Genomic DNA, 24722 nt, shown 5'->3' with positions numbered 1-24722 from the left:
CCCCGCAGCCGCCGACGGCGTTGCCGCCCCTCGAGGGCCACCCGCACCCGACGACGAAACCGTCACGGGCGATGCCGGTGGGGACTTCTGTCCCGCCGAAGAAGCCCCACACCGTCACCCCCCTCCACGCCCTACGCCGATCCGCCCGCCACCTCGACAGCCTCACCCCCGCCTCCCGGGACCGAGCCGTGGACGCACTGCGGGCGATCGCGATCCTCGGGGTCGTGATGGGCCACTGGCTGGTGACGGCACTCGTGGACAGGGACGGCGGACTGCACACCACCAGCCCCCTGCAGCACATGCCCTGGCTGGCCCCGATCTCCTGGCTGTTCCAGACCCTGGCCGTGTTCTTCCTGGTAGGCGGCCATGTGGCAACCCGAAGCCTCGCCACCGCCCGCGACAGGGGCGAGACCTACGGCTCCTGGCTGCGCGCCCGCCTGACCCGCCTCCTGCGCCCGGTGGCCGCTCTGCTGTGCCTGTGGGCGGTGGCCGCCGCGGTCCTCCTCCTCACCGGCGCCCCCCTCCCCACCCTCGAGGCCCTGCTCAAGCTGGCCCTGTCACCGTTGTGGTTCCTGCTGGTCCTCGCCGGTCTGACGGCCGCCACCCCGCTCGTCACCCGCCTCAACCCGCTCTGGCCCCTGGCCGTCGTCCTGCACGTGGACCTGCTCCGCTTCGGTCTGCACACCGGCCCGTCCTGGCTCGGCTGGCTGAACCTCCCCGCCGGCTGGCTGGTCCCGTACACCCTGGGCGCGGCCTGGACCCGGGGCGAGCTGGACACCCGCCGCGCGGCCCGCGTCCTGTTCCTCGGCGGTACGGCGGCCACGGCCGTCCTCGTCATCTGCGCGGGCTACCCGGCGTCCATGGTCGGCGTCCCCGGCGCACGGATCTCCAACCTCGACCCCCCGACCCTGGCGGCCGTCACCTTCGGCCTGACCCAGTGCGGGCTCGCCCTGCTCCTGCGCGACCGGCTGCGCCGCGCGATGGCCCGCCCGCTGCTCTGGGCGGCGGTGGCCCTGGTCAACCTCTCCGCGATGACGATCTACCTCTGGCACCAGACGGCCATGATGGCCACGACGGCCACGGGCCTCCTGGCCGGCCGGCTGCCCGGCCTGCACACCTCACCCGACTCGCTGGGATGGGTGCCGTACCGCCTCGCCTGGCTTCCGGTCTTCGCCCTGATGCTCGCCCTGTGCCGGGCGGCCTTCCAGCACCACGAACAGGGCCCCCGCCGCCCCCGAAACCGCAGGTCCCACGTGGTCCACCGCCACCTGCCCCGAGCAAGGCCCCAGCGGAATGCCTAATGTTGACACCGTGCAGCCCGCGGACGACCACGACCTCGACCAGCCGTCCGCCCTCGCGGGTCCCACCCCGGACCCCGGGCCCGGCCTCCACAGCCGCATCGGTACCTGGCTGGGCGAGTCGGCCTCCGCCCACTCACCCCCTCTCTCGAAGTACCGCTGGCTCCGCTTCCTCACCTACCTCCTCGTCGGCTGGCTGGCCCTCGGCATCGCCCTGGGCGGCGCCGAGGAACTGTCCCGTAGCTACGGCTTCACCACAGCCGTAGCAGTCCTCAGCACCTTCCTCCAGGCCGTCGCGATCGTCGTGGCCCTGTGGCACCCCGTCCCCGCCTGGGCCGTGTCGCTGGCAGCCGCCACCGGTACGGCGCTGTTCGCCCGCCCGCACCTGGCATCGCTCCCGCACTCTGGCACCGACTGGCCCTGGTCCACGCCTCTTCTGCTGGCTCACATGGCCGTGCTCCTGTTCGTGGCCCTGCGCGTTCCCATCCGGGGCACGGTCGCCGCGCTCGGCGTGACCGCCGTGCTCACGTTCGGGGTCCAGAGCAAGAGCGGAGTGGGCGCGCAGCACTACTCCCCCACAGGTGCCGTAGCCGTCGGCCTGTTCGCCGTCGCCGCCGTCATCGGAACCGCCCTGCGCAGCCGGAGCGAGGCCCGTACCGAACTGATCCAGCAGACGACGATCACCGCGGAGGAACGGGCCCGCCGCACGCTCCTGGAGGAACGCAGCCGTATCGCCCGGGAGCTGCACGACGTGGTCGCCCACCACATGTCGGTGATCTCCATCCAGGCGCAGGTGGCCCCCCATCTGGTGGAGAACCCTTCCGAGGAACTGAAGGAGAACCTGGCCGGCATCCGCAACAACGCTCTGGAGGCGCTGACCGAGCTGCGCCGTGTGCTCGGCGTCCTGCGCTCCGAGAGCCCGGACGACCCGGACGCCCCGGAGGCGGCCGAGGACGTCTCCCGCCGGCCCGCGCCCGGCACCGGCCCGGCCCCCGACGCCCCGCAGCCGAACCTCGCCCGGCTGGACTCCCTGCTCGAGAACACCAGGGCGGCCGGCCTGGAGGTCGTGAAGGCGGAGGAGGGCGCCCCGCGCGGCTACTCGCCGGGGGTGGAGCTGTCCGCGTACCGGATCGTCCAGGAGGCGCTGAGCAACGTACTGCGGCACGCGCCGGGCGCGAAGGCCCGTGTGGAGATCGGCCACTTTCCCAACGGCATATACCTCAGCGTCGTCAACTCCCGTCCCAGCCGCCCGGTCCCGCCCTCCCCGGGCAGTGGCCACGGACTGCTGGGCATGCGGGAGCGCGCGGCGATGCTGGGCGGGCGCGTCGAGGCGAAACCGACCCGGCACGGCGGCTTTCTGGTGACGGCGTTCCTTCCCCGCGAGGGCACCCCCGACCCCACCGGATCCGCACCCACCGGACCCGAACCCACCTCCTCGCACTGACCTCAGCCCCGAGCCCCCGACAGGAGAACAGGCCCCATGACGAGCGGCACCGGTCCCATCCGCGTACTCATCGCCGACGACCAGCAGATGGTCCGGCAGGGTTTCGGCGTGCTGCTCGGCGCCCAGCCCGGCATCGAGGTGATCGGGCAGGCGGTGGACGGTCTGGACGCGATCGCGCAGACCGCCGAACTGGCCCCGGACGTCGTGCTGATGGACATCCGGATGCCCGAACTCGGCGGCATCGAGGCGACCCGCCGGATCACCGCCGAACATCCCGCCATCAAGGTGCTGGTGCTGACCACCTTCGACCTGGACGAGTACGTGTACGAGGCACTGCGGGCCGGGGCCTCCGGCTTTCTGCTGAAGGACGCCTCCGCGGACCAGCTGGCCGAGGCGGTCCGGGTCGTGGCCGCGGGCGACGCGCTCCTCGCGCCCGGCATCACCCGCCGCCTGATCGCCGAGTTCTCCCGGCTGGACGGCAGCCGCCGGGCCCCGCTCAAGCAGCGCGTCGGCGACCTTACCGAGCGGGAGACGGAGGTGCTGGCGCTGATCGCGCAGGGCCTGTCGAACGCGGAGATCGCCGAGCGGCTGGTCGTGGCCGAGCAGACCGTGAAGACGCACGTGGGCCGGATCCTGGTGAAGCTGGGCCTGCGCGACCGCACCCAGGCGGCGGTCTTCGCCTACGAGTCCGGCGTGGTCCGCCCCGGCGGCCGCTGAACCGAACCCCTGCGGGGCGACCCGTAGTACCTGAGAGGGACCCCCGAGAACCCCCCTCCAAGGTGACGACCGCGCCCCGCCGCCCGCCTACCGTTGCGTACGTGACCCAGACGACGCACACGCAGACGACACCGCCGGGCCCGGCCGGCCGGCCGCGCAGTCCGGAGTTCCGGCTGGCCGCGGACGCCCTGCGCGGGCTGCGGCAGGACCTGTTCGATGACGCCTTCGCCTACCGGCCGCTGCCCCGCCGGAGCGCCGACGGTCCGCTCGCCCGCCGTCTGTCCGGCGCGGGCTGGCTGCCGCACACGGTGGTGGCAGCCCTGGGTGTGATGGCGATGTCCCTCGCCCTGGCGAGCTCCTTCGACTCCGGCCTGGCCACCCTGCTGTGCGGGCTGCTGGCGCTGGGACCGGTCCTGCTGACGCTGGCGCGCCCGGTGGGGGCCTTCTGGTTCTCGCTGGCCGCGAGCACGGTCGCCGCCGTGATCGGCCGGGGCGACGGCAGCGACTGGCCCTGGCTGCCGGGCAGTTTCCTGTCCCACCTGGTGGTGCTCACGGTCGTCGCGCTGCGCACCCGCCCGCGCACCGCGGCCTCGATGTGGGTGATGACCGCGGTCTACGGCTTCGTCACCGGAGGCCTCTTCGGCTGGCACCGTTACGACACCAATGTGACCCCGATGCTCTTCCTGTCTGCCCTGATCCTGCTGGCCGTGACGGTCCGGCACATCCGCCGCCAGGCCCAGCAGGAGGTGACCGCCCAGCAGACGGTCACCCAGCACGAACGCTCCCGCCGCACCCTCCTGGAGGAGCGCACGACGATCGCCCGCGAGCTGCACGACGTGGTCGCCCACCACATGTCGGTGGTCGCCATCCAGGCGGAGGCCGCTCCCTACCGGGTGGAGAACCCCCCGGAGGAGCTGGAGAAGGCGTTCGCCACCATCCGGGAGAACGCGGTCGCGGCCCTGACCGAGCTGCGCCGGGTCCTCGGGGTCGTACGCGCGGAGGACTACGAGGCGCCCGACGCCCCCCAGCCGACCCTGGCCGACCTCGACGGGCTGCTGGCCAATGTGCGGGAGGCCGGTCTGACGGTGGACAAGGCGGTGACCGGCGCGGTGCGCGAACTGCCGCAGGGCGTGGAGCTGTCGGCGTACCGCATAGTGCAGGAGGCCCTCAGCAACACCCTGCGGCACGCACCGGGAGCGGGCGCCCGCGTGGAGATCGGTTACGTCCTCGGCGGCCTGGGCCTGCGCATAGTCAACACCCCGCCGCCCGCGCCGCACCTCGTGAAGCCCTCTCCGGGCGCGGGGCACGGCATCACGGGCATGCGGGAGCGCGTGTCGATGCTGAACGGCGAGATGACGGCGGCCCCGACGGAGGACGGGGGCTACGAGGTGACGGTGTTCCTGCCGGTGCCGGCGGCGACCGCGAGTGAAGGGGACGCATGACCATCCGCGTACTGATCGCGGACGACCAGATGATGGTCCGCGAGGGCTTCTCCGTCCTGCTGAACGCGATGCCGGACATCGAGGTCGTCGGCGAGGCCGTCAACGGAAGGGAGGCGGTGGACCGGGTCCGTGAACTCGCCCCGGACGTCGTCCTGATGGACATCCGCATGCCGGAGCTGAACGGCATCGAGGCCACCCGGGAGATCGTGGCGGCGGACGCGGCGGCGAAGGTGCTGGTCCTGACGACCTTCGACCTGGACGAGTACGTGTACCAGGCGCTGCGCGCGGGAGCCTCCGGTTTCCTGCTGAAGGACGCCTCGGCCCGTCAGCTGGCGGACGGTGTGAGGGTGGTGGCCGCAGGCGAGGCCCTCCTGGCTCCCTCGGTCACCAAACGCCTGCTCACGGAGTTCTCCCGTCTCTCGGACCCCCCGCGCCTGATCCCGTCGGCCCATGCGGCCTACGGCGAACTCACCGAGCGTGAGACAGAGGTCCTGGTCCTGATCGCCCAGGGCCTGTCCAACGCGGAGATCGCCGAGCGCCTGGTGGTGGCGGAGTCGACGATCAAGACCCATGTGAGCCGCATCCTGGTCAAACTGGGCCTCAGAGACCGCACCCAGGCAGCGGTGTTCGCGTACGAGGCAAGGCTGGTGACACCGGGCTGACGGTGTCCGGGCGGGCAGGACGGAAACGGAACGGGAAGGCCATGGACCTGGTACTCGACCCGCCGCGCGGAGTCGCGCCGCTCCGGCTGGGGATGACACTGGACGAGGCGCTCGCGGCGGCGCCCGACTGGGGTGAGCCCAGAGTCCTCCGGCGCCGGGATTCGGCGCGGGCGTCCTGGTCCCTGGACGGCGTGGGCGTGCAGGCCCTCCTGGAGAGCAGCCCCACGGTCACGGCGATCGAGCTGTGGTGGCCCGGCGAGGGCCGGACCTCCGGCACCCGGGTCCTGCTCGACGGGCACGACGTCTTCGGCACACCGGCCCAGGACCTCTTCCGCCGCGCCGCCGACCGTGGCTGGAGGGTCGACGAGTCCCGCCCCGGGCACCCCGTGATCCCCGGCGTGTCCCTGGGCTTCACCCGCGAGACCTCCCAGGAAGTTCCCCGGGACGCCGAGGGCCTGCCCCTGTGCGTCACGTCCGTTCTCGTCGGCGGGAAGGACTACTACGACTTCCTCCTCGAAGGCAGCGGCTGAGCAGGTCAGGGGGGACCCTGGTCAGATGTCGGCCCGGCGCGTTAGCGTCCCCGCATGGCTGGCACCACCGACCTGACCTTCGACCCCTGGGACCCGGCGTTTCTCGCCGACCCGTACCCGGCCTATGCCGAGCTGCGGGCGCGGGGCCGGGTGATCCGGTACGAGCCGACGGACCAGTGGCTGGTCCCGCACCACGCGGACGTCGCGGCGCTGCTGCGGGACCGCCGGCTGGGGCGGACGTATCAGCACCGGTTCTCGCACGAGGAGTTCGGTCGGACCGCGCCCCCGCCGGAGCACGAGCCGTTCCACACCCTCAACGACCACGGGATGCTCGACCTGGAGCCGCCGGACCACACCCGGATCCGGCGTCTGGTGTCGAAGGCGTTCACACCGCGCACCGTCGAGCGCCTGAAGCCGTATGTGCACGGCCTGGCGAACGACCTGGTGGCGGCGCTGGTCCACAACGGCGGCGGTGACCTGCTGACCGACGTCGCCGAGCCGCTGCCGGTGGCCGTGATCGCCGAGATGCTCGGCATCCCCGAGGCGGACCGCGCCCAGCTCCGTCCCTGGTCGGCGGCCATCTGCGGGATGTACGAGCTGAACCCGTCGGAGGAGACGGCCGCGCAGGCGGTGCGGGCCTCGGTGGAGTTCTCGGAGTATCTGCGGATGCTGATCGCGACCCGCCGCAAGGAGCCGGGCGAGGATCTCGTCTCCGGCCTGATCGCGGCCCATGACGAGGACGACGACCGGCTGACCGAGCAGGAGATGATCTCCACAGCGGTCCTGCTGCTCAACGCCGGTCACGAGGCCACGGTCAACGCCACGGTGAACGGCTGGTGGGCGCTGTTCCGCAACCCCGGCCAGCTGGCCGCCCTGCGCGCCGACCACTCCCTGGTCCCGTCCGCGATCGAGGAGCTGATGCGCTACGACACCCCGCTCCAGCTCTTCGAACGCTGGGTGCTGGACGACATCGAGATCGACGGCACGACCGTCCCGAGGGGCTCGGAGATCGCCATGCTCTTCGGCTCCGCCAACCACGACCCGGCCGTCTTCACCGACCCCGGCCGCCTGGACCTGACCCGCACCGACAACCCGCACATCTCCTTCAGCGCCGGCATCCACTACTGCATCGGCGCCCCACTGGCCCGCATCGAACTGGCCGCCTCGATGACGGCCCTCCTGCAGCAGGCCCCCACGCTGACTCTGGCGGCGGAGCCGCGGCGCAAGCCGAACTTCGTGATCCGGGGGCTGGAAGGGCTGAGCGTCGAGATCAGGTGATCACCCGTTCGGCTGATCGCAGAGGCGACCTGGCCCGTGCTCGCCGACGGCTCGCCACACTGGCCCTGACCCGAGAGGGGGTGCACCATGACGGTTATGGCAGAGCGCACGTCGCAGACGGCCCAGATGTCCGTGGAGGAGTTCGAGAGGATCGCCGAATTCGCGGCCAAGGAGACCGACGACGCCGTCAGGTTCGAGTTCATCAACGGACGGATCGGGGTCAAGAAGGTGCCCGACGGCGATCACAACACCATCGTGCTGTGGCTGATGCGGCAGTGCATGCAGGCTCGGCCCGACCTGGATCTGTACCAGGGGCAGGGGCTGAGGGTGGAGCAGTACCGCGAGGGCCGGGTCCGTCCGGACGCCGTCCTCGTGCCCGAGGAGCATTTCGCCGGCCACGGGGAGTGGGCCGATCCCAGCGGTGCGCTCCTCGTCCTTGAGGTCACCTCCTACGATTCGGACACCGACCGGCGTGACCGTCAGGAGAAGCCCGTCGCCTATGGTGCGGCGGGTATCCCGTTCTATCTCCTGGTCGACCGGGACGACTGCACGGTCACTCTGTTCAGCGATCCGGACAGGGGTGTCGGCTATCGCACCACCCACAAGGAGGCCTTCGGCGCCAAGCTGCTGGTCCCTCAGCCCCTCGGTATCGAGCTCGATACCGAGAAGCTGAAGCAGTACGTCGACTGACGTTCAGGCGGCCATGTCCCGCCGCCGCAATCCGGCCAGCCCCGTCCCCACCAGCACCCCAGCCAGCCCCAGCAGCACCCCCACCGGCCCCCACTCCATCCCCCCGCCCGGCAGCTTCGGCAGATGCCCGAACGGGGACAGGTCCAGCACCACCCGCGGCGCGTTCAGCGCGGGGCCGATCCAGCCGATCAGCAGGGCCGCACCGGCCACGCCCCACGCCGCGACCGCGCCCCGTGGCAGCACGCCGAACAGCAGGACCGCGACCCCGCCGATGACCCATACCGCGGCGACCTGGAGCAGGCACGCCCCCAGCACCGGGCCGATCTGCCGGCCGTAGCCGACGGCGAAGCCCAGACCGGTCAGGAGCATCAGCAGGGCCGAGCCGCCGAAGGCGATGATCAGGTGACCGGCGGCCCAGCGCAGCCGGCCCACGGGGGCGGCCAGCACCGGTTCGGCCCGGCCGGAGGTCTCCTCACCGCTCAGCCGCAGCACGGAGGAGACGATGTAGAGCGCGGCGACCAGACCGAGCATGCCGACCATCGCGGCGAGGAACGCGTCCGTCAGCCCCGACTGGCCGCCCATCCGCTGGAAGACCTCCCGCGCCTTGGCGTTGTCCCCGACGAGCTTGGCCGCGCCGTCCGTCATCCCGCCGTAGACGACACCGGCCAGGAAGAAGCCGGTCGACCAGCCGAGCACGCTGCCGCGCTGCAGGCGCCAGGCCAGCGCGCCCGCCGTGCCGAGGCAGCCGGCCGCCGGTCCCGGCCGGGTCGGCAGGAAGCTCATGCCGATGTCCCGGCGCCCGGCCAACTCGTAGGCGACCACCGCCTGGAGGGCCACGGCGGCGGCGAACAGCAGCAGCACCCACCAGCGTTCGGCCGCGAAGGCCCGCAGGTTTTCCAGCCAGCCCAGCGGGGACAGCCAGGTCAGCGCCGACGAACCCCCATCCGACGCCGAGTCGCCCGCCGCGCGCAGCACGAACGCCGCGCCCAGCACGGCCGCCGTCAGCCCCCGGGTCAGCCGGGCGCTCTCCGTCAGCTGGGCGACGATCGCCGCCATCGTGGCGAAGACCATGCCGACGCCCGCCACCCCGAGCCCGAACGCCAGGGCACCCGCCGCGCCCTGTCCGGCCAGTCCCGCCACGAGCAGGACGCACAGCGCCGCGTTCGCGACGGCAGCCGTCAGCAGGGCCGCCGTGAGCGGGGCCCGGCGCCCCACCATCCCGGAGGACACCAGCTCCTGCCGCCCGCTCTCCTCCTCGTCGCGGGTGTGCCGTACGACGACGAGCAGGCTCGTCACGGCCGCGAGGGCGCCCGCGTACACCCCGACCCGCCAGGCCGTCAGCGCGCCGATGGAGTCGTCGAAGACCGGGCCGACCATGGCGCGCAGGGAGGTGTTGGCCGCCATCTGGTGCATCAGGTCGGCGCGGGCGGCCGGGGTGCCGTACAGCGTCTTCAGGGTGTTCGGCATGGAGAGGACCATCAGCGCGTTCACCGCGACCCAGACCGGGATCAGCACGCGGTCGCGGCGCAGCGCGAACCACAACAGGGCTCCCGTACCGGCCAGTCGGCGCGTCATACCGTCACCTCGCCCGGCTCGTCCTGGTAGTGCCGCAGGAACAGTTCCTCCAGGGTCGGCGGCGTCGAGGTCAGCGAGCGCACACCGGACGCGGTCAACGAGCGCAGTACGGCGTCCAGTTGCTCGGTGTCGACCTGGAGCCGGACCCGGCGGCCCTGGACGTCGAGGTCGTGCACGCCCGGCAGGTGGGCCAATCCGTTGGGCGGGCTCGCGAGTTCCGCGCTCACACTCGTCCGGGTCAGATGCCGCAGGTCCGCCAGCGACCCGCTCTCCACCGTCCGCCCCTTGCGGATGATGCTGACCCGGTCGCAGAGTTCCTCGACCTCGCTCAGGATGTGGGAGGACAGCAGGACCGTACGGCCGCGCTCCCGCTCCTCCCCCACACAGCGCTGGAAGACCTCCTCCATCAGCGGGTCCAGTCCCGAGGTCGGCTCGTCCAGGATCAGCAGGTCCACGTCGGAGGCGAAGGCGGCGACCAGGGCGACCTTCTGCCGGTTGCCCTTGGAGTAGGTGCGGCCCTTCTTGGTCGGGTCCAGCTCGAAGCGGTCGATCAGCTCGGCGCGGCGCCGGGCGTCGAGTCCTCCGCGCAGGCGGCCGTAGAGGTCGATGACCTCGCCGCCGGAGAGGTTGCGCCACAGCGTGACGTCGCCGGGCACATAGGCGATCCTGCGGTGCACCTCGACCGCGTCCCGCCACGGGTCGTGGCCCAGCACCTGTGCGGCGCCCGCGTCGGCGCGCAGCAGTCCGAGCAGTACCCGGATCGTGGTCGACTTGCCGGCGCCGTTCGGGCCGAGGAAGCCGTGCACCTCTCCGGCCTCGACGTCCAGGTCGAGGCCGTCCAGCGCGTGTGTACGGCCGAAGGACTTGTGGAGCCCGGAGACCGTGATTGCCTTCGTCATGCCACCGAACGTACGCTTCTTTCAGAAATTTGTGAAGTTAAGGAAGTGCATGAACCTCGGATAGAGTGAGGGGCATGACGGAGTCGAGGACAGGAACGCCGGAGCGGGACCCGGAGTCGGTCTCGCGGTTCGTGGAGCACTTCGCGGCACAGCTGGTCGAGGCGGGCATGCCGCGCATGCCGTCCCGGGTGTTCGGCGCGCTGCTCGCCTCCGACGACGGCGCCCTGACCTCCGCCGAGCTGGGCGAACAGCTCCGGATCAGCCCGGCGGCCGTCTCCGGCGCGGTCCGCTACCTCGCCCAGGTCCACCTGGTCTCCCGCGAACGCGAGCCGGGCTCGCGCCGGGAGCGGTACCGGGTGCACAGCGACCAGTGGTACGAGGCGCTCACCAACCGCGAGGCGATCATCAAGCGCTGGGAGGAGGCCCTGCGGGAAGGGGTGTCCAGCCTCGGAGCCGACACCCCCGCGGGACGCCGGCTCGCCGAGACGCTGGACTTCTTCGAGTTCGTGGAGAAGGACGTGGCGGAGATGATGGAACGCTGGCGGGTGCACCGGGAGCGGAAGTACGGCCGCTGAGCCTGCTCAGCGCTCTTTGGTCTCCTCCAGCACCGTCCGCCCCAGCAGCGCGTACCGCTCGGGCGCCCGCCGCTTCAGGTACTGCGCGTAGCCCACGCCCGTCGCCGCGACCAGCGCCACCAGCCAGGGTGTCGCCTTCAGAAGCAGCGAGCCGGACTCGGCGCCCGCCGCGACCCCCATGTTGGACACCAGCAGGACGACCACGCCGAGCATCGCGATGCCGCCGATGAGCGGGGCGGTGACGGTGCGGAACCAGTGGCGGCTCTCGGGGTGGTGCCTGCGGAAGTAGACGAGCACCGCGAAGGAACACACGGCCTGGACCACCAGGATCGCCATCGTGCCGAGGATGGCCAGCAGGACGTAGAGCGCGTTGTACGGGTCCTTGCCCGCGATCCAGAACGCGGCGATCAGCACGGCGCTCACCACCGTCTGCACCAGGCCGGCGATGTGCGGGGAGCCGTGCCGGGCGTGGGTGCGGCCGACGGTGTTCTTCAGCGACGGCAGGACGCCCTCCCGCCCGAGGGCGTACAGATAGCGGGCGGCGCAGTTGTGGAAGGCCATGCCGCAGGCCAGCGAACCGGTGATCATCAGCCACTGCATGACGTCGACGGCCCAGTGGCCGACGTACCGCTCGGTGGGGCCGAAGAACAGGGCGAGCGGGTTGGCGGAGGAGGCGGCCTTCACGGCCTCGGCCTCGCCGTTGCCCGTGATGGCCATCCAGGAGACGAAGACGTAGAAGACGCCGACGCCCAGGACGCTGATCATCGTGGCCTTGGGGATGATCTTCTTCGGGTCGCGGGACTCCTCGCCGTACATCGCGGTCGACTCGAAGCCGACCCAGGACCAGAAGGCGAAGAAGAGGCCGAGCCCGGCGGACGTGCCCTTGAAGGCGTTGACCGGGTTCACCGGGGCGAAGGTGAACCCGTGCGGGCCGCCGCCGTGGAAGGCGACCGACACCGCCATGGCCGCCAGCACGGTCACCTCGGTCGCCAGCAGCGCCACCAACAGCTTCTCGGCGACGCTGATGCCGAACCAGGTGCCGGTCGCGTTGATCGCGAGCATCAGGATCGCGAAGGCCCACCAGGGTATGTGCAGTCCCGTCTGGTCCCTCAGCGTGGTGGTGGCGAAGGTGGAGAAGATGCCGATCAGCGCCGGTTCGAAGACGACGTACGCGAAGGTCGCGAGCAGCCCCGAGGCGAGGCCGGCGGTCCGTCCGAGGCCGTAGGAGATAAAGCCGTAGAAGGCCCCGGTCGACGTGATGTGCTTCGCCATCGACGTGAAACCCACGGAAAAGATTGCCAGGACGACCATTGCGACGAGATAGCTCGCGGGCGCCCCGATGCCGTTGCCGGACGACACCATGAAGGGCACGTTGCCCGTCATCGCGGTGATCGGCGCGGCGGTGGCGACGGCCATGAAGACCACCCCGAGCAGCCCCACGGCGTTGGGTTTGAGCCGATGAACCGTTTCCTCGTCCGCCGTGCCCGCCGCCGGGGCAACGCCTTCGTCCACTGCCATCGGGTGGCCCCTTCCGTGTCGGGTCCCTGGGTCCTGGTGGGTCCTGATGGAGCAGGATGGTGCACGGAGTAGGGGTGCGGGAAGGGGTCGGCGCGGTTAAATATTTGTCACCAGACCATTGGCGCCTCATTTTTGCCTGGACTATGGTGGCGTTACGGGATCGGTCCGTTACTCTGCGTTCTGATGACGTGCTTCGAACATCTACTGGACGACCTGGACCGGCTGATCGTGCCGCCCGGCTACAAGCCTGAGATCATCAGGGGGAACATCGTCCTGTCGCCGTGGCATCCCGGGTACTGCGCCCTGGTGATGGATTCCATCTGCAAACAACTGGGCCCGCATCGTCCGGCAGGGCACCGCGTCTGCGACGGCCCGGTGCTGTTCGTCTTCCCTCAGGACGGGCGTGCCTACGGGCCGGACATCCACGTCGCACCCCGCCGCATCTTCGGGACGACCGGCAACCACTTGAACGGCGCTGCCCTCTCCCTGGCCGGCGAACTGACCTCCCCCTCAACTCGGGACGACGACTACCAGGACAAGTCCCTCGTCTATGGACGCGCCGGGGTCTCGGTCTATCTGCTTCTCGACATGCAGGAAGACCGAGTCACCGTCTTCTGGTCGCCCTCACCCCAGGGGTACGAGGCCCGCCTCAGCAAGCCGTTCGGCGGGCAGCTCCACATCCCGGAGCCCTTCGACTGCACCCTCGACACCACCGGCTTCCAGCGCCCCGCCTCAAGCTGACGGCAGCACCAGCCCCCAGGCCCCCTCCGCCACCCGCCACGTCCGCCTGCGGACCGGTCCCGACACCCCCGCGTCCGCCCGGTAGCGGAAGTCCGCGCCGGTCACCGTCACCGTCCGCCCGGACGCCCGGACCGGCGTCGCCTCCGCGCCCACCGACAGTGGCCGTACCTCCACCTCCGCGAGCCCGCCGGTGCCCGGGGTGACCGACACGGCCTCCACGGGCTGGCCCAGGTCGAGCACCGTCTCCCCGTCGACCTCGACCCGGAGCCGGGAGGGGCCGGGGGAGGGTACGGCGGCGAGGCGGGGCGGGCGGGGGGCGAGGGTGCGGACCAGGGAGCGGTACCAGGGCCGGCCCGAGGACACGGCCACCGGCTCGGCGGCCGCCGCCCGCACCACCGGCCGCGGCGGAATGCCCAGCCCGCTCAGCACGACCCCGTCGCTGTCGTCGACCAGCAGGTCCAGGCGCCGCTCGGCGCCGTCCAGCACGGCCCGCGCCGCCGCCACCGCGCCGCCCGGCACACCGAGCGACTCGGCGAGCCCGGTGTCACCCACCGGGACCACCGACAGCGCACATCCGGCCAGCTCGCGCGCCCGGTGCAGCAGGGTCACGGCCCGCACCAGAGCGTGGCCGTCGCCCACCACGACCGGCCGCCTCGAACCCCGCCGGCCCAGCGCGCGGGCGAACTCCTCCGGCCCCTCCGGCAGGCACACCTTGGCCGCCGCACCCGCGCTGAGCACGTCTTTCGCGATCCGTACGGACTCCCCGTCCGTCTGCCGTGCCGCCGGATCGATGATCACCAGCAGCTGTTCGGACGTCGCGAAAGTCGCCACCTCGGTCCTGCCTCGCTTCCTCGGGTAGCATCTTTGTGCAAGAGCCCCTTGCGCTATTGCGCCAGGGGCTTCGTCTATTCCGGGGCATCCGGTCCGACGGTTGGCGACCAACGGCGGTCGCTGTGGTACGCGGCGGTGAACCTTACGCCCACGCCCCCGACCTTGGACATGCCCCACCCGGAAGGGGTGTACGCGCGTGCCCGCACTTGTGCTGCTCGGTGCTCAGTGGGGTGACGAAGGCAAGGGAAAGGCGACCGACCTGCTCGGTGGCTCGGTGGACTATGTAGTGCGATACCAGGGCGGCAACAACGCCGGCCACACGGTCGTCGTCGGCGACCAGAAGTATGCGCTCCACCTTCTCCCTTCCGGAATCCTGTCTCCCGGTTGTACGCCGGTCATCGGAAACGGCGTCGTCGTCGACCCGTCGGTCCTGCTCTCCGAGCTGAGCGGTCTGAACGAGCGTGGCGTCGACACGTCCAAGCTCCTGATCAGCGGTAACGCGCACATCATCACGCCGTACAACGTGACCGTCGACAAGGTGACGGAGCGCTTCCTCGGCAAGCGGAAGATCGGCACGACGGGGCGCGGCATCGGCCCGACCTACGCCGACAAGATCAACCGCGTCGGCATCCGGGTCCAGGACCTGTACGACGAGTCGATCCTGCAGCAGAAGGTCGAGGCGGCCCTCGACGTCAAGAACCAGATCCTCACCAAGCTGTACAACCGGCGCGCCATCGCCGCCGAGCAGGTGGTCGAGGAGCTGCTGGGCTACGCCGAGCAGATCAGGCCGTACGTCGCCGACACGGTCCTGATCCTGAACCAGGCCCTGGAGGACGACAAGGTCGTCCTGTTCGAGGGCGGTCAGGGCACGCTGCTCGACATCGACCACGGCACGTACCCCTTCGTGACGTCCAGCAACCCGACCGCCGGCGGTGCCTGCACCGGCGCCGGTGTGGGACCGACGAAGATCAGCCGCGTCATCGGCATCCTCAAGGCCTACACGACCCGTGTCGGCGCCGGCCCCTTCCCGACCGAGCTGTTCGACGAGGACGGCGAGGCGCTGCGCCGGATCGGCGGCGAGCGGGGTGTGACCACCGGCCGTGACCGGCGCTGCGGCTGGTTCGACGCGGTCATCGCCCGCTACGCGACCCGCGTCAACGGCCTGACCGACTTCTTCCTCACCAAGCTGGACGTGCTCACCGGCTGGGAGCAGATCCCGGTCTGCGTGGCCTACGAGATCGACGGCAAGCGCGTCGAGGAACTGCCGTACTCGCAGACCGACTTCCACCACGCCAAGCCGGTCTACGAGACGCTGCCCGGCTGGTCCGAGGACATCACCAAGGCGAAGTCCTTCGCCGACCTGCCGAAGAACGCCCAGAACTACGTCAAGGCGCTGGAGGAGATGTCCGGCGCCCCGATCTCCGCGATCGGCGTGGGCCCGGGCCGGGACGAGACGATCGAGATCAACTCGTTCCTGTAGGCGCCTTCGGGTACCGGGCGGGAGCGCCCGCCGGTCCGCCTCCGGGCGTGATCGGCGGGCGCTCCGTCGTCCCGCGCGGTGCAATCGGAGTATGAGCGTTCACCGGGACATGCGGTGCCGGGGACCGTACGGCGGCGAAGGCGCCGATGCGGAGGGCACGGACTGCTCCGACCCCGCGGTCTTCGAGGTCGCCCGGTACCAGCTGCCCCCGCTGCGCGTGTGCCCGGTGCATCTCGGGCCTTCCCTGCTGATGGCGAGCGGGGTGCTGTGGCCGCCGGAGGTCAGGCTCATCGGCCGTGTCTGAACACCGGGCTCGTCGGCCGTGTCCGACACCGGCTGTTTCCCCGGGGTTCACACTGACCCATCCTTGACCTGGACATGACCTTTCCCTGGTTTTCCGGCAATCGCGGGCGCTAGCAGCATCTACGCGGGTAGCCTCCGCACTGCACCGCCGCTGCTCGTCGCCCCCTTCCGCCAAACCAGGAGCCCTGAATGCCCCTCAGTCCCATGAACCGCCGGGAGTTCGTGAAGAAGTCGGCCGCCACCGGTGCGGCCGTCGCCGCCGCCGGAACCGTCGGTGCCGGGACCGCGCAGGCCGCCGAGCAGAAGCGTGAACACCGGCCCCGCACCTGGTCGTTCTCCATCCTCGGCACGACCGATCTGCACAGTCACGTCTTCGACTGGGACTACTACAAGGACGCGCCCTACACCGACAAGGCGGGCAACTCCGTGGGCGTGGCGCGCGTGGCCACCCTCATCAAGCAGCAGCGCGAGGCCAAGGGCGAGGACCACGTCCTCCTCGTCGACGCCGGTGACATCATCCAGGGCACCTCGCTCGCCTACTACTTCGCGCGGGTCGACCCGATCACGGGCACCGACGGCAAGAAGGGCCCCAGGCACCCGATGGCCGTGGCCATGAACCACATGCGCTACGACGCCGCCGCCCTCGGCAACCACGAGTTCAACTACGGCATCGAGGTGCTGCGCAAGTTCGAGAGCCAGTGCCACTTCCCGCTGCTGGGCGCCAACGCCCTCGACGCGAAGACCCTGCGCCCGGCCTTCAAGCCGTACACCGTCAAGCGCATCTGTGTGCCGGGCGCCCCGGACATCAAGGTCGGCATCCTCGGCCTGACCAACCCCGGTATCGCGCTGTGGGACAAGGACAACGTCAGCGGCAGAATGGTCTTCCCGGGCCTGGTCGAGCAGGCCAAGAAGTACGTGCCGAGGCTGCGCGCGCTGGGCTGTGACGTCGTCTTCCTGACGGACCACTCGGGCCTGGACGGCTCGTCCTCCTACGGCGACGAACTCCCGTACGTGGAGAACGCGTCGAACCTGGTGGCCGAGCAGGTGCCGGGCATCGACGCGATCCTGGTGGGCCACACGCACGTCGAGGTCCCGTCCTACACGGTGAAGAACGCGGAGACCGGCGAGGAGGTGCTCCTGTCGGAGCCGTACTGCTGGGGCTACCGCCTCAGCGTCTTCGACTTCGAGCTCGAACTCCACCACGGCCAGTGGAAGGTGACGAGCAAGACGGCCCAGACCCTCAACCCCAACACCGTGGACGAGGACCCGGAGATCAAGAAGCTCCTGGAGGCCGACCACGAGCTGGTGGTCAAGTACGTCAACACGGCGGTCGGCACGTGTACGGCGAACCTCTCGGCGGCGGAGTCCTGCTGGAAGGACGTGCCGATCATGGACTTCATCCACAAGGTCCAGATGGAGAGCGTGAAGGCGGGCCTGTCGGCGTCGGACGCCGCGCTCCCGCTGATCTCGGTCGCGGCCCCCTTCTCCCGCACGGCCGACATCCCCCAGGGCAACGTCACCATCAAGGACATCGCCGGCCTCTACATCTACGACAACACCCTGTACGGCAAGAAGCTGACGGGCGCCCAGCTCCGGGACTACCTGGAGTTCGGGGCGAAGTACTACCACCAGGTCCCGGCCGGCACGAAGGTCGACACCGCGACCCTCACCAACGCCAACAACTTCTGGGACTACATGTACGACACGGCGGCGGGCGTCGACTACGAGATCGACATCGCCCAGCCGGAGGGTTCGCGGATCAAGAACCTCAGCTACAACGGCGCCCCGGTGGCCGACGACCAGGTCTTCGTCGTCGCGGTCAACAACTACCGCGCGAACGGCGGCTCGGGCTACCCGCACATCGCCTCGGCGCCCATCGCCTACAGCTCGACCAACGAGATCCGCCAGCTGATGATCGACTACGTGACCGCGAAGAAGACCCTCGACCCGGCCGACTTCGCCGTCACCAACTGGAAGCTGACGCAGGCGGGGACACCGGTCTTCTGACCGTCAGGGCGCGGAGCGGGTGGCGCCGAAGTATGTCTCGTGCGACCAGATGTGGTGGCACGACGGACACTGCAGGTGCAGCAGGCTGCCGGTGTTGGACAGCAGGTAGCGCCACCCGCCCCGGTCCTCGCAGTCCGGGCAGTCCACCCCCCAGGCGCGCCGTCCTCGGTCGGCCTGCGGATCAAGCGGCAGCATCGCCGGGCCCCGGCGGCAGCACACCGGCCGCCACCAGCTCGTCGTAGATGCGCTGCTGCTCGGCGTCCAGCCCGGAGTACAGCAGCGCACGCGCCTCCTCCTCGCCGCGCAGCGCCGCCGCGGGGTCCCAGCCGGGGCCGAGCGCGGCCATGACGTGGGTACGCCGGAGCATCTCGTGCGAGCTCAGGTCGACGCTGAAGTCGAAGGAGGGACCGTGGGGGGACATGCCACCGAACGTAGGCAGGCATTTCCCCCACGGCAAGAAGAGGTGGGTGAAATCACACCAGCTCGCACGCTCCCTGCCGAAGTGACGCTCAGCTGAAGACGATCATCGAGCCCTGCGCCAGGGAGCGGGTCGCCGCCGCGTGCAGGCCCAGCCACACGTGCCGCTCGCGGGCGAAGGGGCTGGGGTCGTACGGCGCCGGGACGGCCGGTTCCTCCAGTTCCGTGGGGGCCGTGGGCGGGGCCGGCGCGGCCGGGGGGTTGGCCGGGTCGATGCCGATCGACCCGGCGACGTACTCCAGTTCGCGCAGCAGGGACTGGGAAGAGCCCAACGGGCCGCCGCCCGCGAGCAGTTCGTCGTTGGACAGCGGGTGCGGGAAGTCGACCGGGACGTAGGCGCCGGCGTGGTCGTAGTGCCAGACCAGGTGGGACTGCTGGGCCGTGGACTCGAACATCTCCAGGAGCTGCTCGTAGTCGCCGCCGAGGTCGTCCACGGGCGTCACCGGCAGGCCGCAGACCTGGAGCAGGTACGCGCGGCGGAGGAAGTGCAGGGCGTCGTAGTCGAAGCCCGCCACGGGGGCGACCTCGCCGGACAGGCCCGGCATGTACTGGTACACGGGCACCGGCGGGAGGCCGGCCGCCGCCAGTGCGTTGTTGTACTGCGAGAGTTCCTCGGCGAACGGGTTGTCCGGCGTGTGGCACAACACGTCCACGAGCGGTACCAGCCACAGGTCACAGGCCAAAGAGAGCTCCTCGCGCAGAAGGGTCCGCAGAAGGATCCGCAGAAGGTGGTCTGGGCAGGGTACTGGTCATCTACCCGTTGGTCAGGTGTTCCAGCAGCTCCAGCGAATGGGCGTTGGAGGCGGCCACGATGCCGCGGGCGGTGTCGGCCTCGCGGCGGGCCAGCGCGTCGACCAGGTCCGTGTGCCCGGCCCACAGGCGGCCGCGCAGGTCGGGGAGGCGCAGCAGGTGCTGCACCGCGCAGACCCAGGACTGCACGCGCAGGCGGTTGAGGAAGTCGCCGAGGTAGGGATTGCCGAACAGCGCGCTGAGCTCGCGCCAGAAGCGCAGGTCGTAGCCGATCAGGATCGTCAGGTCGCCGGCCGCGGCGGCCCGCGCGGCCTCCTCGCCGCGGCGGCGCACCGTGGTCAGCGCGGCCGTCGTACGGGGGTCCTCGGGCGGGGTGCGGAAGGCGGGGTGGCCGGTGCTGAGGGCCTGGAACATGCCGTCGGTGACCAGGCTGCGGGCCTCGATCATGTTCCGGTAGTCGGTGACGGAGTACTCCGGCACGCGGAAGCCGCGGTGCTGGTCGGCCTCCAGGATGCCCTGCGCGGACAGGTCGACCAGCGCCTCGCGGACGGGGGTGGCGGAGACGCCGTACTGCTCGGCTATCTCCTTGACCGTGAACGCCCGGCCCGGCCGCAGCCGCCCCGCCAGCACCTCGTCACGGAGCGCGTCCGCGATCTGCTGGCGCAGGGTGCTGCGTGTCACGGCGCCGTTGCCGGGCATGGTCGGGGTCACTCCTCACGCGTGGACGACGTGCTCGCGCGTCTCTCACGAGATTTCTTACGAGCACGTCACCTTACGCGTTCGGGCCTCCCCGGCGGCAGGCGTGGTCCGGTTACGCCGTGTACTCGTCCGCCACGCTCAGCGCGGCGTCCAGGGCGGCGAGGCCCTCCTTCAGCTCGGCCTCCGTGACATTGCACGGCGGGACCACATGGGTGCGGTTCATGTTCACGAAGGGCCACACGCCGTGCCGCTTGGCGGCGGCCGCGAACGCGGCCATCGGGGCGTTCGCCTCACCGGCCGCGTTGTACGGCACCAGCGGCTCGCGGGTCTCGCGGTTCTTCACGAGCTCCAGCGCCCAGAACATGCCGGTGCCGCGCACCTCGCCGACGCTCGGGTGGCGCTCGGCCAGCTCGGCCAGGGCGGGGGCGAGGACGGTCTCACCGAGGCGCCCCGCGTTCTCGACCACACCCTCCTGCGCCATCACCTCGATCGTGGCGACGGCGGCGGCGCAGGCCAGCGGGTGCCCGGAGTACGTCAGACCGCCGGGGTAGGGCCGCTTGCCGAAGGTCTCGGCGATCTCCTGCGAGATCGCGACACCGCCGAGCGGCACGTAACCCGAGTTCACCCCCTTGGCGAAGGTCATCAGGTCGGGTACGACCCCGAAGAGATCGGCGGCGAACCACTCACCGGTGCGTCCGAAGCCCGCCATCACCTCGTCCAGGACGAAGACGATGCCGTGGCGGTCGCAGATCTCGCGGACCCCGGCCAGGTAGCCGGGCGGCGGGACCATGATCCCGGCCGTGCCGGGGATGGTCTCCAGGATGATCGCCGCGACCGTGCCCGGCCCCTCGAAGGCGATCGTGGTCTCCAGGTGCTCCAGGGCGCGCGCGGTCTCCTGCTCCTCGGTCTCGGCGTAGAAGCGGGAGCGGTAGAGGAAGGGCGCCCAGAAGTGGACGACGCCGTTCGTGCCGCTGTCGCTGGCCCAGCGGCGCGGGTCGCCGGTGATGTTGACCGCCTGCTGGGTGCCGCCGTGGTACGAGCGGTAGGCCGAGAGCACCTTGGGGCGGCCCGTGTGCAGCCGGGCCATGCGCACCGCGTGCTCGACGGCGTCGGCGCCGCCGTTGGTGAAGAAGATCTTGTCCAGGTCGCCGGGGGTCCGCTCGGCGATCAGCCGGGCCGCCTCCGAGCGCGCCTCGATCGCGAAGGCGGGGGCGAAGGTCGTCATCCTCGCCGCCTGCTCCTGGATGGCCGCGACGACCTTCGGGTGCTGGTAGCCGATGTTCGTGTAGACGAGCCCGCTGGTGAAGTCCAGGTACCGCTTGCCGTCGTAGTCCCAGAAGTACGACCCCTCGGCGCCGGCGACGGCGAGCGGGTCGATGAGGTCCTGCGCGGACCAGGAGTGGAAGACGTGCGCGCGGTCCGCGGCCTTCACTGCGGCGCCGGCGTCGGGGTTGGGCTGAGGGGTCATGCGGCCGAGGGTAAATGTCCGCGATGCGGAAGCGACATCGGCGTCCTGTTCCCTGGACGAGGGGTTTCCGCGACAGGTTGTCGACACCTCGACCGCCCACCTCGCCCGCGCCGGCTACGAGGTCCTGACCGTGGGGCCGAGCCGCGAGCCGGTCGTCAGCATCGGCGGGCTGCGCATCCGGCCCGACCTCGCGCTCGGCGCCCTCCGCCCCGAGGACAGCTCCCTGCTGATCCTCCCGGGAGCCGACCTCTGGACCCGGACATCAGCCTCCCCCGTCGCGGCGGGGACCGACGCCCTCGCCCCCTTCGCGCGCGGCCCGCGCCTTCCTGGACGCCGGCGTGCCCGTCGCCGCGATCTGCGGTGCCACCGCCGGCCTCGCCCGCGAGGGCCTGCTGGACGACCGGGCGCACACCAGCGCGAGCCCGTACTACCTCGCGGCCGCGAGCGACTGCGCCGGGGCCGACCGGTACGCCGAGGCCGACGCCGTCACCGACGGCCTCCTGATCACCGCGGGCCCCACCGAACCCGTCGCCTTCGCCCGCGAGGTGTTCCGGCTGCTCGGGGTGTACGAGGGCGAGGTGCTGGACGCCTGGTACCGGCTGTACCACGACTCCGACGCGGAGGCGTACTCCGTCCTGCAGAAGGCCCATGCCGCATGAGCGCCGCATGAGCAGGCAGCGGCAGGAGCTGCTCAGCCGGAGCGCCGTCGGTGTCTTCCGCCTGGGCGGCCAGTTCCTGTCCGTCGCCGAGGAGCTGGCGCGGCCGGCCGGGCTCACCGCCGCCCGGTGGCAGGTGCTCGGCGCCGTGCTGGCCGAGCCGCTGCCGGTGGCCGGTGTCGCCCGGGCCATGGGCATCACCCGGCAGAGCGTGCAGCGCATCGCCGATCTGCTGGTCGAGCGGGGACTCGCCGAGTACCGGCCGAACCCGGCGCACCGGCGGGCCAAACTCCTCGTGCCCACCGAGGAGGGGCGGGCCGCCGTGGCCCGGATCGGCCCCGGGCACGCGGCCTTCGCCGACCGGCTGGCCGAGGCGATGGGAGAGCGTGAACTCGCCGAAGCGGTACGGGCTGCTGGAGCGGCTTTTCGGCGGTCCTGGACGGGCTGGGCAGGCCCGTTACGGAACCGTAGGCGGCAGGTCGCGCGACTCCCCCGTAGGGCCGCATTATTCTCGGTCTGCCGCACACGTATGCGTCGTAGTCGTATGCGTTGCGTGTATGGGGTGTCTGGGGCGTACGGGGCGGATCGGGGGAAGGCGGGCGGCCATGGAGAAGCTCGGGGCGGGGGATCCGCAGCGGATCGGGGGGTACCGGCTGCTGGCGCGGCTGGGCGCCGGCGGCATGGGGCACGTGTATCTGGCCCGGTCGGACCGGGGCCGTACCGTCGCCGTGAAACTGGTTCGCCAGGAACTCGCCGAGCAGGAGGAGTTCCGGGCGCGGTTCCGGCAGGAGGTGCAGGCCGCGCGGAGGGTCGGCGGGTACTGGACCGCGCCCGTGCTGGACGCGGACACCGAGGCGGCGGTGCCGTGGGTGGCCACGGGGTACGTTGCCGGGCCGAGCCTGCAGCAGGTGGTCGGCCACGACCACGGGGCGCTGCCCGAGCGGTCGGTACGGATCCTCGCGGCGGGGCTCGCGCACGCGCTGAAGGACATCCACGCGGCGGGGATCGTGCACCGGGACCTGAAGCCGTCGAACGTGCTCGTCACCATCGACGGTCCCCGGGTCATCGACTTCGGGATCGCCCGGGCGCTGGAGACCACCTCGCTGGGCGGGGAGGGACTGACCCGGACCGGGTCGCTGGTCGGGTCGCCGGGCTTCATGGCGCCCGAGCAGGTGCGGGGGGATCGGATCACCTCGGCGTGCGACGTCTTCTGCCTCGGGTCGGTGCTGGCGTACGCGGCGACCGGGGCACTGCCGTTCGGGACCGCCAACAGCGGGGTGCACGCGCTGATGTTCCGGATCGCCCAGGAGGAGCCGGATCTGGCGGGCGTGCCGGAGGGGATCGGCGACCTGGTGCGGGACTGCTTGCGCAAGGACCCGGGGGCCCGGCCGTCGCTGGATGCCATTCTGGAGCGGACGGGGGCGGAGGACACCGTGGCCGGGGGGCGGTCCCGGGATCCCTGGTTGCCGGGGGCGCTGGTCGCGCAACTCGGCCGGCATGCCGTGCAGTTGCTGGAGGTCGAGGATCCGGAGGGGGACGGCTCCACGGCTTCGGGGGCGGGTTCGCCGCCGGGGGCGGGTGCGGGTTCGTCTGCGGGTTCGTCTTCGGGTGCCGTGCAGGCAGCGTCGTCGGGTGCGGGTGGCCCTGGTGGGGCGGACTCGCCGGCGGCTGAGGGTGGTGCCGCATCCGGGAGCGGTGACGGGGTCGTGTCGCCCGAGCATGCTGCCGTCGCCGATGACGGGAGTGGGCCGGGGGCGGTGGGGCAGCCTGGGGGCGGGGGCGGTGTGAATCATCTGCCGACCGTCGTGGCGGGGCGGACTCCGCCGCCGGGGGCGCCGCCGGCGGTGCCGGGGTTCGGGGCCGCGCCGGGGGCGTACGGATATCCGCAGCAGCATCCGCAGCCCCAGCCGTACGCGCCGTCGGGCGGTGCCTACGGCTATCCGCAGCAGGGTGCCGGGGCGTGGGGCGGGGCCCAGCAGCCGTACGCCCCCTATGGCGGCGGGCTCGGGTCCACGCCGCCGTACGGGCCGCCGCCCGTCGGTGGGGTGCGGGAGCCGGAGCGGCGGAGCGGGCGGTCGACCGCGCTGCTCGTCGTGGTCGCGCTGGTGGTGGCGCTGGGCGCGGGCGGCTCGGTGTACGCGCTGATGAGGAACGGCGGGCACGACGACAAGGGCGGCGGGACCGTCAGCCCCGCGCCCACCGTCAGCACCTCCGGTACCTCGGGTGCGGCCACCACGGCCGGGCCGACGCCGACCGATTCCGCCTCGGCCTCCACCCCCGCGGACGGGGCGGTTCCGGCCGCCTACCTGGGTACCTGGGAGACGACCATCGACAACGCCGGCGGGACCAACACCCGCCGGCTGACCATCCGGCAGGGCCAGGTGGGCGACAGCGTGCTGACGCTGGTCGCGGACGGGCCGGCGGACGGCGGTGGCACGTACCACTGTGTCTTCGACGCCAAGCTCGCCCAACAGCCCGGTGCGGACGGGCCGTTGGAGATCGGGCCGTCCACCGTCACCAGCGGTGAGCCCGCCTCCTCCTGCACTCCGGGCGAGGCCACCGAGGTCACCCTGCTGCCGGACGGCAGCCTGAAGCGGACGAAGGCGGGCGGCGGGGAGAGCCTGACGTACACCAAGCAGTGACGTACACCAGGCAGTGACGTACCCCAGGCGGTGAGGTCCG

Annotated in this window: 23 protein-coding genes and 2 pseudogenes; 16 read left to right on the top strand and 9 right to left on the bottom strand. The window is 71.4% G+C overall.

Annotated elements, in window-relative coordinates; translation table 11 throughout:
* Window positions 1-71 precede the first annotated feature (71 nt).
* From ACWDEN_RS20960 to ACWDEN_RS20925, 8 genes are all read left to right on the top strand, one after another.
* Complete coding sequence (locus ACWDEN_RS20960; protein ID WP_450859887.1) at window positions 72-1301, top strand: acyltransferase family protein; 1230 nt, start codon at window positions 72-74, stop codon at window positions 1299-1301.
* Window positions 1302-1311: 10 nt separating this feature from the next.
* Entirely contained in the window at window positions 1312-2742 is a 1431-nt protein-coding gene (locus ACWDEN_RS20955) for a sensor histidine kinase (RefSeq protein WP_450859857.1), read from the top strand.
* 36 nt (window positions 2743-2778) lie between these two features.
* Window positions 2779-3459, top strand: a complete 681-nt coding sequence (locus ACWDEN_RS20950) for a response regulator transcription factor (RefSeq protein WP_351602475.1) — start codon at window positions 2779-2781, stop codon at window positions 3457-3459.
* Window positions 3460-3560: 101 nt separating this feature from the next.
* A complete protein-coding gene (locus tag ACWDEN_RS20945; protein WP_351602477.1) occupies window positions 3561-4901 on the top strand; it encodes a sensor histidine kinase in 1341 nt (446 codons plus the stop codon).
* Window positions 4898-5563 (top strand): response regulator transcription factor, encoded by a 666-nt coding sequence (locus tag ACWDEN_RS20940; protein ID WP_351602479.1) that lies wholly within the window; start codon window positions 4898-4900, stop codon window positions 5561-5563. Before ACWDEN_RS20945 ends, ACWDEN_RS20940 begins: the two co-directional genes overlap by 4 nt.
* Before the next feature lie 41 nt (window positions 5564-5604).
* Window positions 5605-6093, top strand: a complete 489-nt coding sequence (locus ACWDEN_RS20935; RefSeq protein ID WP_351602481.1) for a hypothetical protein — start codon at window positions 5605-5607, stop codon at window positions 6091-6093.
* 54 nt (window positions 6094-6147) lie between these two features.
* Entirely contained in the window at window positions 6148-7371 is a 1224-nt protein-coding gene (locus tag ACWDEN_RS20930) for a cytochrome P450 (protein WP_450859856.1), read from the top strand.
* 87 nt (window positions 7372-7458) lie between these two features.
* A complete protein-coding gene (locus ACWDEN_RS20925; protein WP_351602484.1) occupies window positions 7459-8061 on the top strand; it encodes a Uma2 family endonuclease in 603 nt (200 codons plus the stop codon).
* Between the two features lie 3 nt (window positions 8062-8064).
* Here the strand turns inward: ACWDEN_RS20925 and ACWDEN_RS20920 are convergent, their stop codons facing one another.
* Window positions 8065-9636: an ABC transporter permease gene (locus ACWDEN_RS20920; RefSeq protein WP_450859855.1), complete on the bottom strand. Its 1572-nt coding sequence runs from the start codon at window positions 9634-9636 to the stop codon at window positions 8065-8067.
* The gene (locus tag ACWDEN_RS20915; protein ID WP_450859854.1) at window positions 9633-10535 is read right to left on the bottom strand and encodes an ABC transporter ATP-binding protein; all 903 of its coding nucleotides are present in this window, start codon (window positions 10533-10535) and stop codon (window positions 9633-9635) included. The genes ACWDEN_RS20920 and ACWDEN_RS20915 overlap by 4 nt, the downstream gene beginning before the upstream one ends.
* A 74-nt stretch (window positions 10536-10609) precedes the next feature.
* Between ACWDEN_RS20915 and ACWDEN_RS20910 the strand changes: the two genes are divergently transcribed.
* Window positions 10610-11110, top strand: coding sequence for a GbsR/MarR family transcriptional regulator (locus ACWDEN_RS20910; protein WP_351602487.1), 501 nt, complete (start codon window positions 10610-10612; stop codon window positions 11108-11110).
* Window positions 11111-11116: 6 nt separating this feature from the next.
* On the opposite strand, the gene ACWDEN_RS20905 is transcribed toward ACWDEN_RS20910, so the two are convergent.
* The gene (locus ACWDEN_RS20905) at window positions 11117-12628 is read right to left on the bottom strand and encodes an APC family permease (RefSeq protein ID WP_351602489.1); all 1512 of its coding nucleotides are present in this window, start codon (window positions 12626-12628) and stop codon (window positions 11117-11119) included.
* A gap of 183 nt (window positions 12629-12811) precedes the next feature.
* Here ACWDEN_RS20905 and ACWDEN_RS20900 point away from each other — a divergent pair, with 183 nt between their 5' ends.
* On the top strand, window positions 12812-13369 hold the full coding sequence (locus ACWDEN_RS20900) for a Uma2 family endonuclease (RefSeq protein ID WP_450859853.1): 558 nt from the start codon (window positions 12812-12814) through the stop codon (window positions 13367-13369).
* Here ACWDEN_RS20900 and ACWDEN_RS20895 read toward each other — a convergent pair.
* A complete protein-coding gene (locus tag ACWDEN_RS20895; protein ID WP_351602493.1) occupies window positions 13361-14200 on the bottom strand; it encodes a diacylglycerol kinase family protein in 840 nt (279 codons plus the stop codon). The two genes, ACWDEN_RS20900 and ACWDEN_RS20895, sit on opposite strands and share 9 nt — an antisense overlap.
* A 196-nt stretch (window positions 14201-14396) precedes the next feature.
* On the opposite strand from ACWDEN_RS20895, the gene ACWDEN_RS20890 reads away from it, so the two are divergent.
* The 3 genes from ACWDEN_RS20890 (at window position 14397) to ACWDEN_RS20880 (ending at window position 17990) form a co-directional block, all read left to right on the top strand.
* Window positions 14397-15680, top strand: coding sequence for an adenylosuccinate synthase (locus ACWDEN_RS20890; protein WP_351602495.1), 1284 nt, complete (start codon window positions 14397-14399; stop codon window positions 15678-15680).
* A gap of 91 nt (window positions 15681-15771) precedes the next feature.
* Window positions 15772-15984: a hypothetical protein gene (locus ACWDEN_RS20885; protein ID WP_351602497.1), complete on the top strand. Its 213-nt coding sequence runs from the start codon at window positions 15772-15774 to the stop codon at window positions 15982-15984.
* Between the two features lie 188 nt (window positions 15985-16172).
* On the top strand, window positions 16173-17990 hold the full coding sequence (locus ACWDEN_RS20880) for a bifunctional metallophosphatase/5'-nucleotidase (protein ID WP_450859852.1): 1818 nt from the start codon (window positions 16173-16175) through the stop codon (window positions 17988-17990).
* Between the two features lie 3 nt (window positions 17991-17993).
* Here ACWDEN_RS20880 and ACWDEN_RS20875 read toward each other — a convergent pair whose 3' ends face one another.
* The 5 genes from ACWDEN_RS20875 to ACWDEN_RS20855 all read right to left on the bottom strand — a co-directional run bounded on the left by ACWDEN_RS20875 (window position 17994) and on the right by ACWDEN_RS20855 (window position 21384).
* Window positions 17994-18185 (bottom strand): hypothetical protein, encoded by a 192-nt coding sequence (locus tag ACWDEN_RS20875; RefSeq protein ID WP_351602500.1) that lies wholly within the window; start codon window positions 18183-18185, stop codon window positions 17994-17996.
* Window positions 18172-18411 (bottom strand): DUF6400 family protein, encoded by a 240-nt coding sequence (locus ACWDEN_RS20870; protein ID WP_351602501.1) that lies wholly within the window; start codon window positions 18409-18411, stop codon window positions 18172-18174. Before ACWDEN_RS20870 ends, ACWDEN_RS20875 begins: the two co-directional genes overlap by 14 nt.
* An 88-nt stretch (window positions 18412-18499) precedes the next feature.
* Complete coding sequence (locus ACWDEN_RS20865) at window positions 18500-19150, bottom strand: hypothetical protein (RefSeq protein ID WP_351602503.1); 651 nt, start codon at window positions 19148-19150, stop codon at window positions 18500-18502.
* Between the two features lie 70 nt (window positions 19151-19220).
* Window positions 19221-19916 (bottom strand): GntR family transcriptional regulator, encoded by a 696-nt coding sequence (locus ACWDEN_RS20860; RefSeq protein ID WP_351602505.1) that lies wholly within the window; start codon window positions 19914-19916, stop codon window positions 19221-19223.
* A 112-nt stretch (window positions 19917-20028) separates the two neighbouring features.
* Window positions 20029-21384: an aspartate aminotransferase family protein gene (locus ACWDEN_RS20855; protein ID WP_351602507.1), complete on the bottom strand. Its 1356-nt coding sequence runs from the start codon at window positions 21382-21384 to the stop codon at window positions 20029-20031.
* Between ACWDEN_RS20855 and ACWDEN_RS20850 the strand changes: the two are divergent.
* The 3 genes and pseudogenes from ACWDEN_RS20850 (at window position 21383) to ACWDEN_RS20840 (ending at window position 24682) form a co-directional block, all read left to right on the top strand.
* Window positions 21383-22043: pseudogene (locus ACWDEN_RS20850) on the top strand (DJ-1/PfpI family protein). The gene ACWDEN_RS20855 and the pseudogene ACWDEN_RS20850 sit on opposite strands and share 2 nt — an antisense overlap.
* A pseudogene (locus tag ACWDEN_RS20845) lies at window positions 22033-22266 on the top strand (MarR family transcriptional regulator); the annotation flags it as partial. The pseudogenes ACWDEN_RS20850 and ACWDEN_RS20845, both read left to right, overlap by 11 nt.
* 379 nt (window positions 22267-22645) lie before the next feature.
* Complete coding sequence (locus tag ACWDEN_RS20840; RefSeq protein WP_450859851.1) at window positions 22646-24682, top strand: serine/threonine-protein kinase; 2037 nt, start codon at window positions 22646-22648, stop codon at window positions 24680-24682.
* The last annotated feature ends 40 nt before the right edge of the window (window positions 24683-24722 follow it).

This window comes from Streptomyces sp. NPDC001153 (assembly GCF_053598315.1).
The sequence above is the reverse complement of the archived record's forward strand: the minus strand, read 5'-3'. Positions and strand labels throughout refer to the sequence as shown.

What these genes read in the sequence shown, in the direction of transcription:
- ACWDEN_RS20960 (WP_450859887.1), top strand. Translation starts at nt 72, where the DNA reads ATGCCGGTGGGGACTTCTGTCCCGCCGAAGAAGCCCCACACCGTCACC.
- ACWDEN_RS20950 (WP_351602475.1), top strand. Translation starts at nt 2,779, where the DNA reads ATGACGAGCGGCACCGGTCCCATCCGCGTACTCATCGCCGACGACCAG.
- ACWDEN_RS20940 (WP_351602479.1), top strand. Translation starts at nt 4,898, where the DNA reads ATGACCATCCGCGTACTGATCGCGGACGACCAGATGATGGTCCGCGAG.
- ACWDEN_RS20935 (WP_351602481.1), top strand. Translation starts at nt 5,605, where the DNA reads ATGGACCTGGTACTCGACCCGCCGCGCGGAGTCGCGCCGCTCCGGCTG.
- ACWDEN_RS20930 (WP_450859856.1), top strand. Translation starts at nt 6,148, where the DNA reads ATGGCTGGCACCACCGACCTGACCTTCGACCCCTGGGACCCGGCGTTT.
- ACWDEN_RS20925 (WP_351602484.1), top strand. Translation starts at nt 7,459, where the DNA reads ATGACGGTTATGGCAGAGCGCACGTCGCAGACGGCCCAGATGTCCGTG.
- ACWDEN_RS20920 (WP_450859855.1), bottom strand. Translation starts at nt 9,636, where the DNA reads ATGACGCGCCGACTGGCCGGTACGGGAGCCCTGTTGTGGTTCGCGCTG.
- ACWDEN_RS20915 (WP_450859854.1), bottom strand. Translation starts at nt 10,535, where the DNA reads ATGACGAAGGCAATCACGGTCTCCGGGCTCCACAAGTCCTTCGGCCGT.
- ACWDEN_RS20910 (WP_351602487.1), top strand. Translation starts at nt 10,610, where the DNA reads ATGACGGAGTCGAGGACAGGAACGCCGGAGCGGGACCCGGAGTCGGTC.
- ACWDEN_RS20905 (WP_351602489.1), bottom strand. Translation starts at nt 12,628, where the DNA reads ATGGCAGTGGACGAAGGCGTTGCCCCGGCGGCGGGCACGGCGGACGAG.
- ACWDEN_RS20900 (WP_450859853.1), top strand. Translation starts at nt 12,812, where the DNA reads ATGACGTGCTTCGAACATCTACTGGACGACCTGGACCGGCTGATCGTG.
- ACWDEN_RS20885 (WP_351602497.1), top strand. Translation starts at nt 15,772, where the DNA reads ATGAGCGTTCACCGGGACATGCGGTGCCGGGGACCGTACGGCGGCGAA.
- ACWDEN_RS20880 (WP_450859852.1), top strand. Translation starts at nt 16,173, where the DNA reads ATGCCCCTCAGTCCCATGAACCGCCGGGAGTTCGTGAAGAAGTCGGCC.
- ACWDEN_RS20875 (WP_351602500.1), bottom strand. Translation starts at nt 18,185, where the DNA reads ATGCTGCCGCTTGATCCGCAGGCCGACCGAGGACGGCGCGCCTGGGGG.
- ACWDEN_RS20870 (WP_351602501.1), bottom strand. Translation starts at nt 18,411, where the DNA reads ATGTCCCCCCACGGTCCCTCCTTCGACTTCAGCGTCGACCTGAGCTCG.
- ACWDEN_RS20860 (WP_351602505.1), bottom strand. Translation starts at nt 19,916, where the DNA reads ATGCCCGGCAACGGCGCCGTGACACGCAGCACCCTGCGCCAGCAGATC.
- ACWDEN_RS20855 (WP_351602507.1), bottom strand. Translation starts at nt 21,384, where the DNA reads ATGACCCCTCAGCCCAACCCCGACGCCGGCGCCGCAGTGAAGGCCGCG.
- ACWDEN_RS20840 (WP_450859851.1), top strand. Translation starts at nt 22,646, where the DNA reads ATGGAGAAGCTCGGGGCGGGGGATCCGCAGCGGATCGGGGGGTACCGG.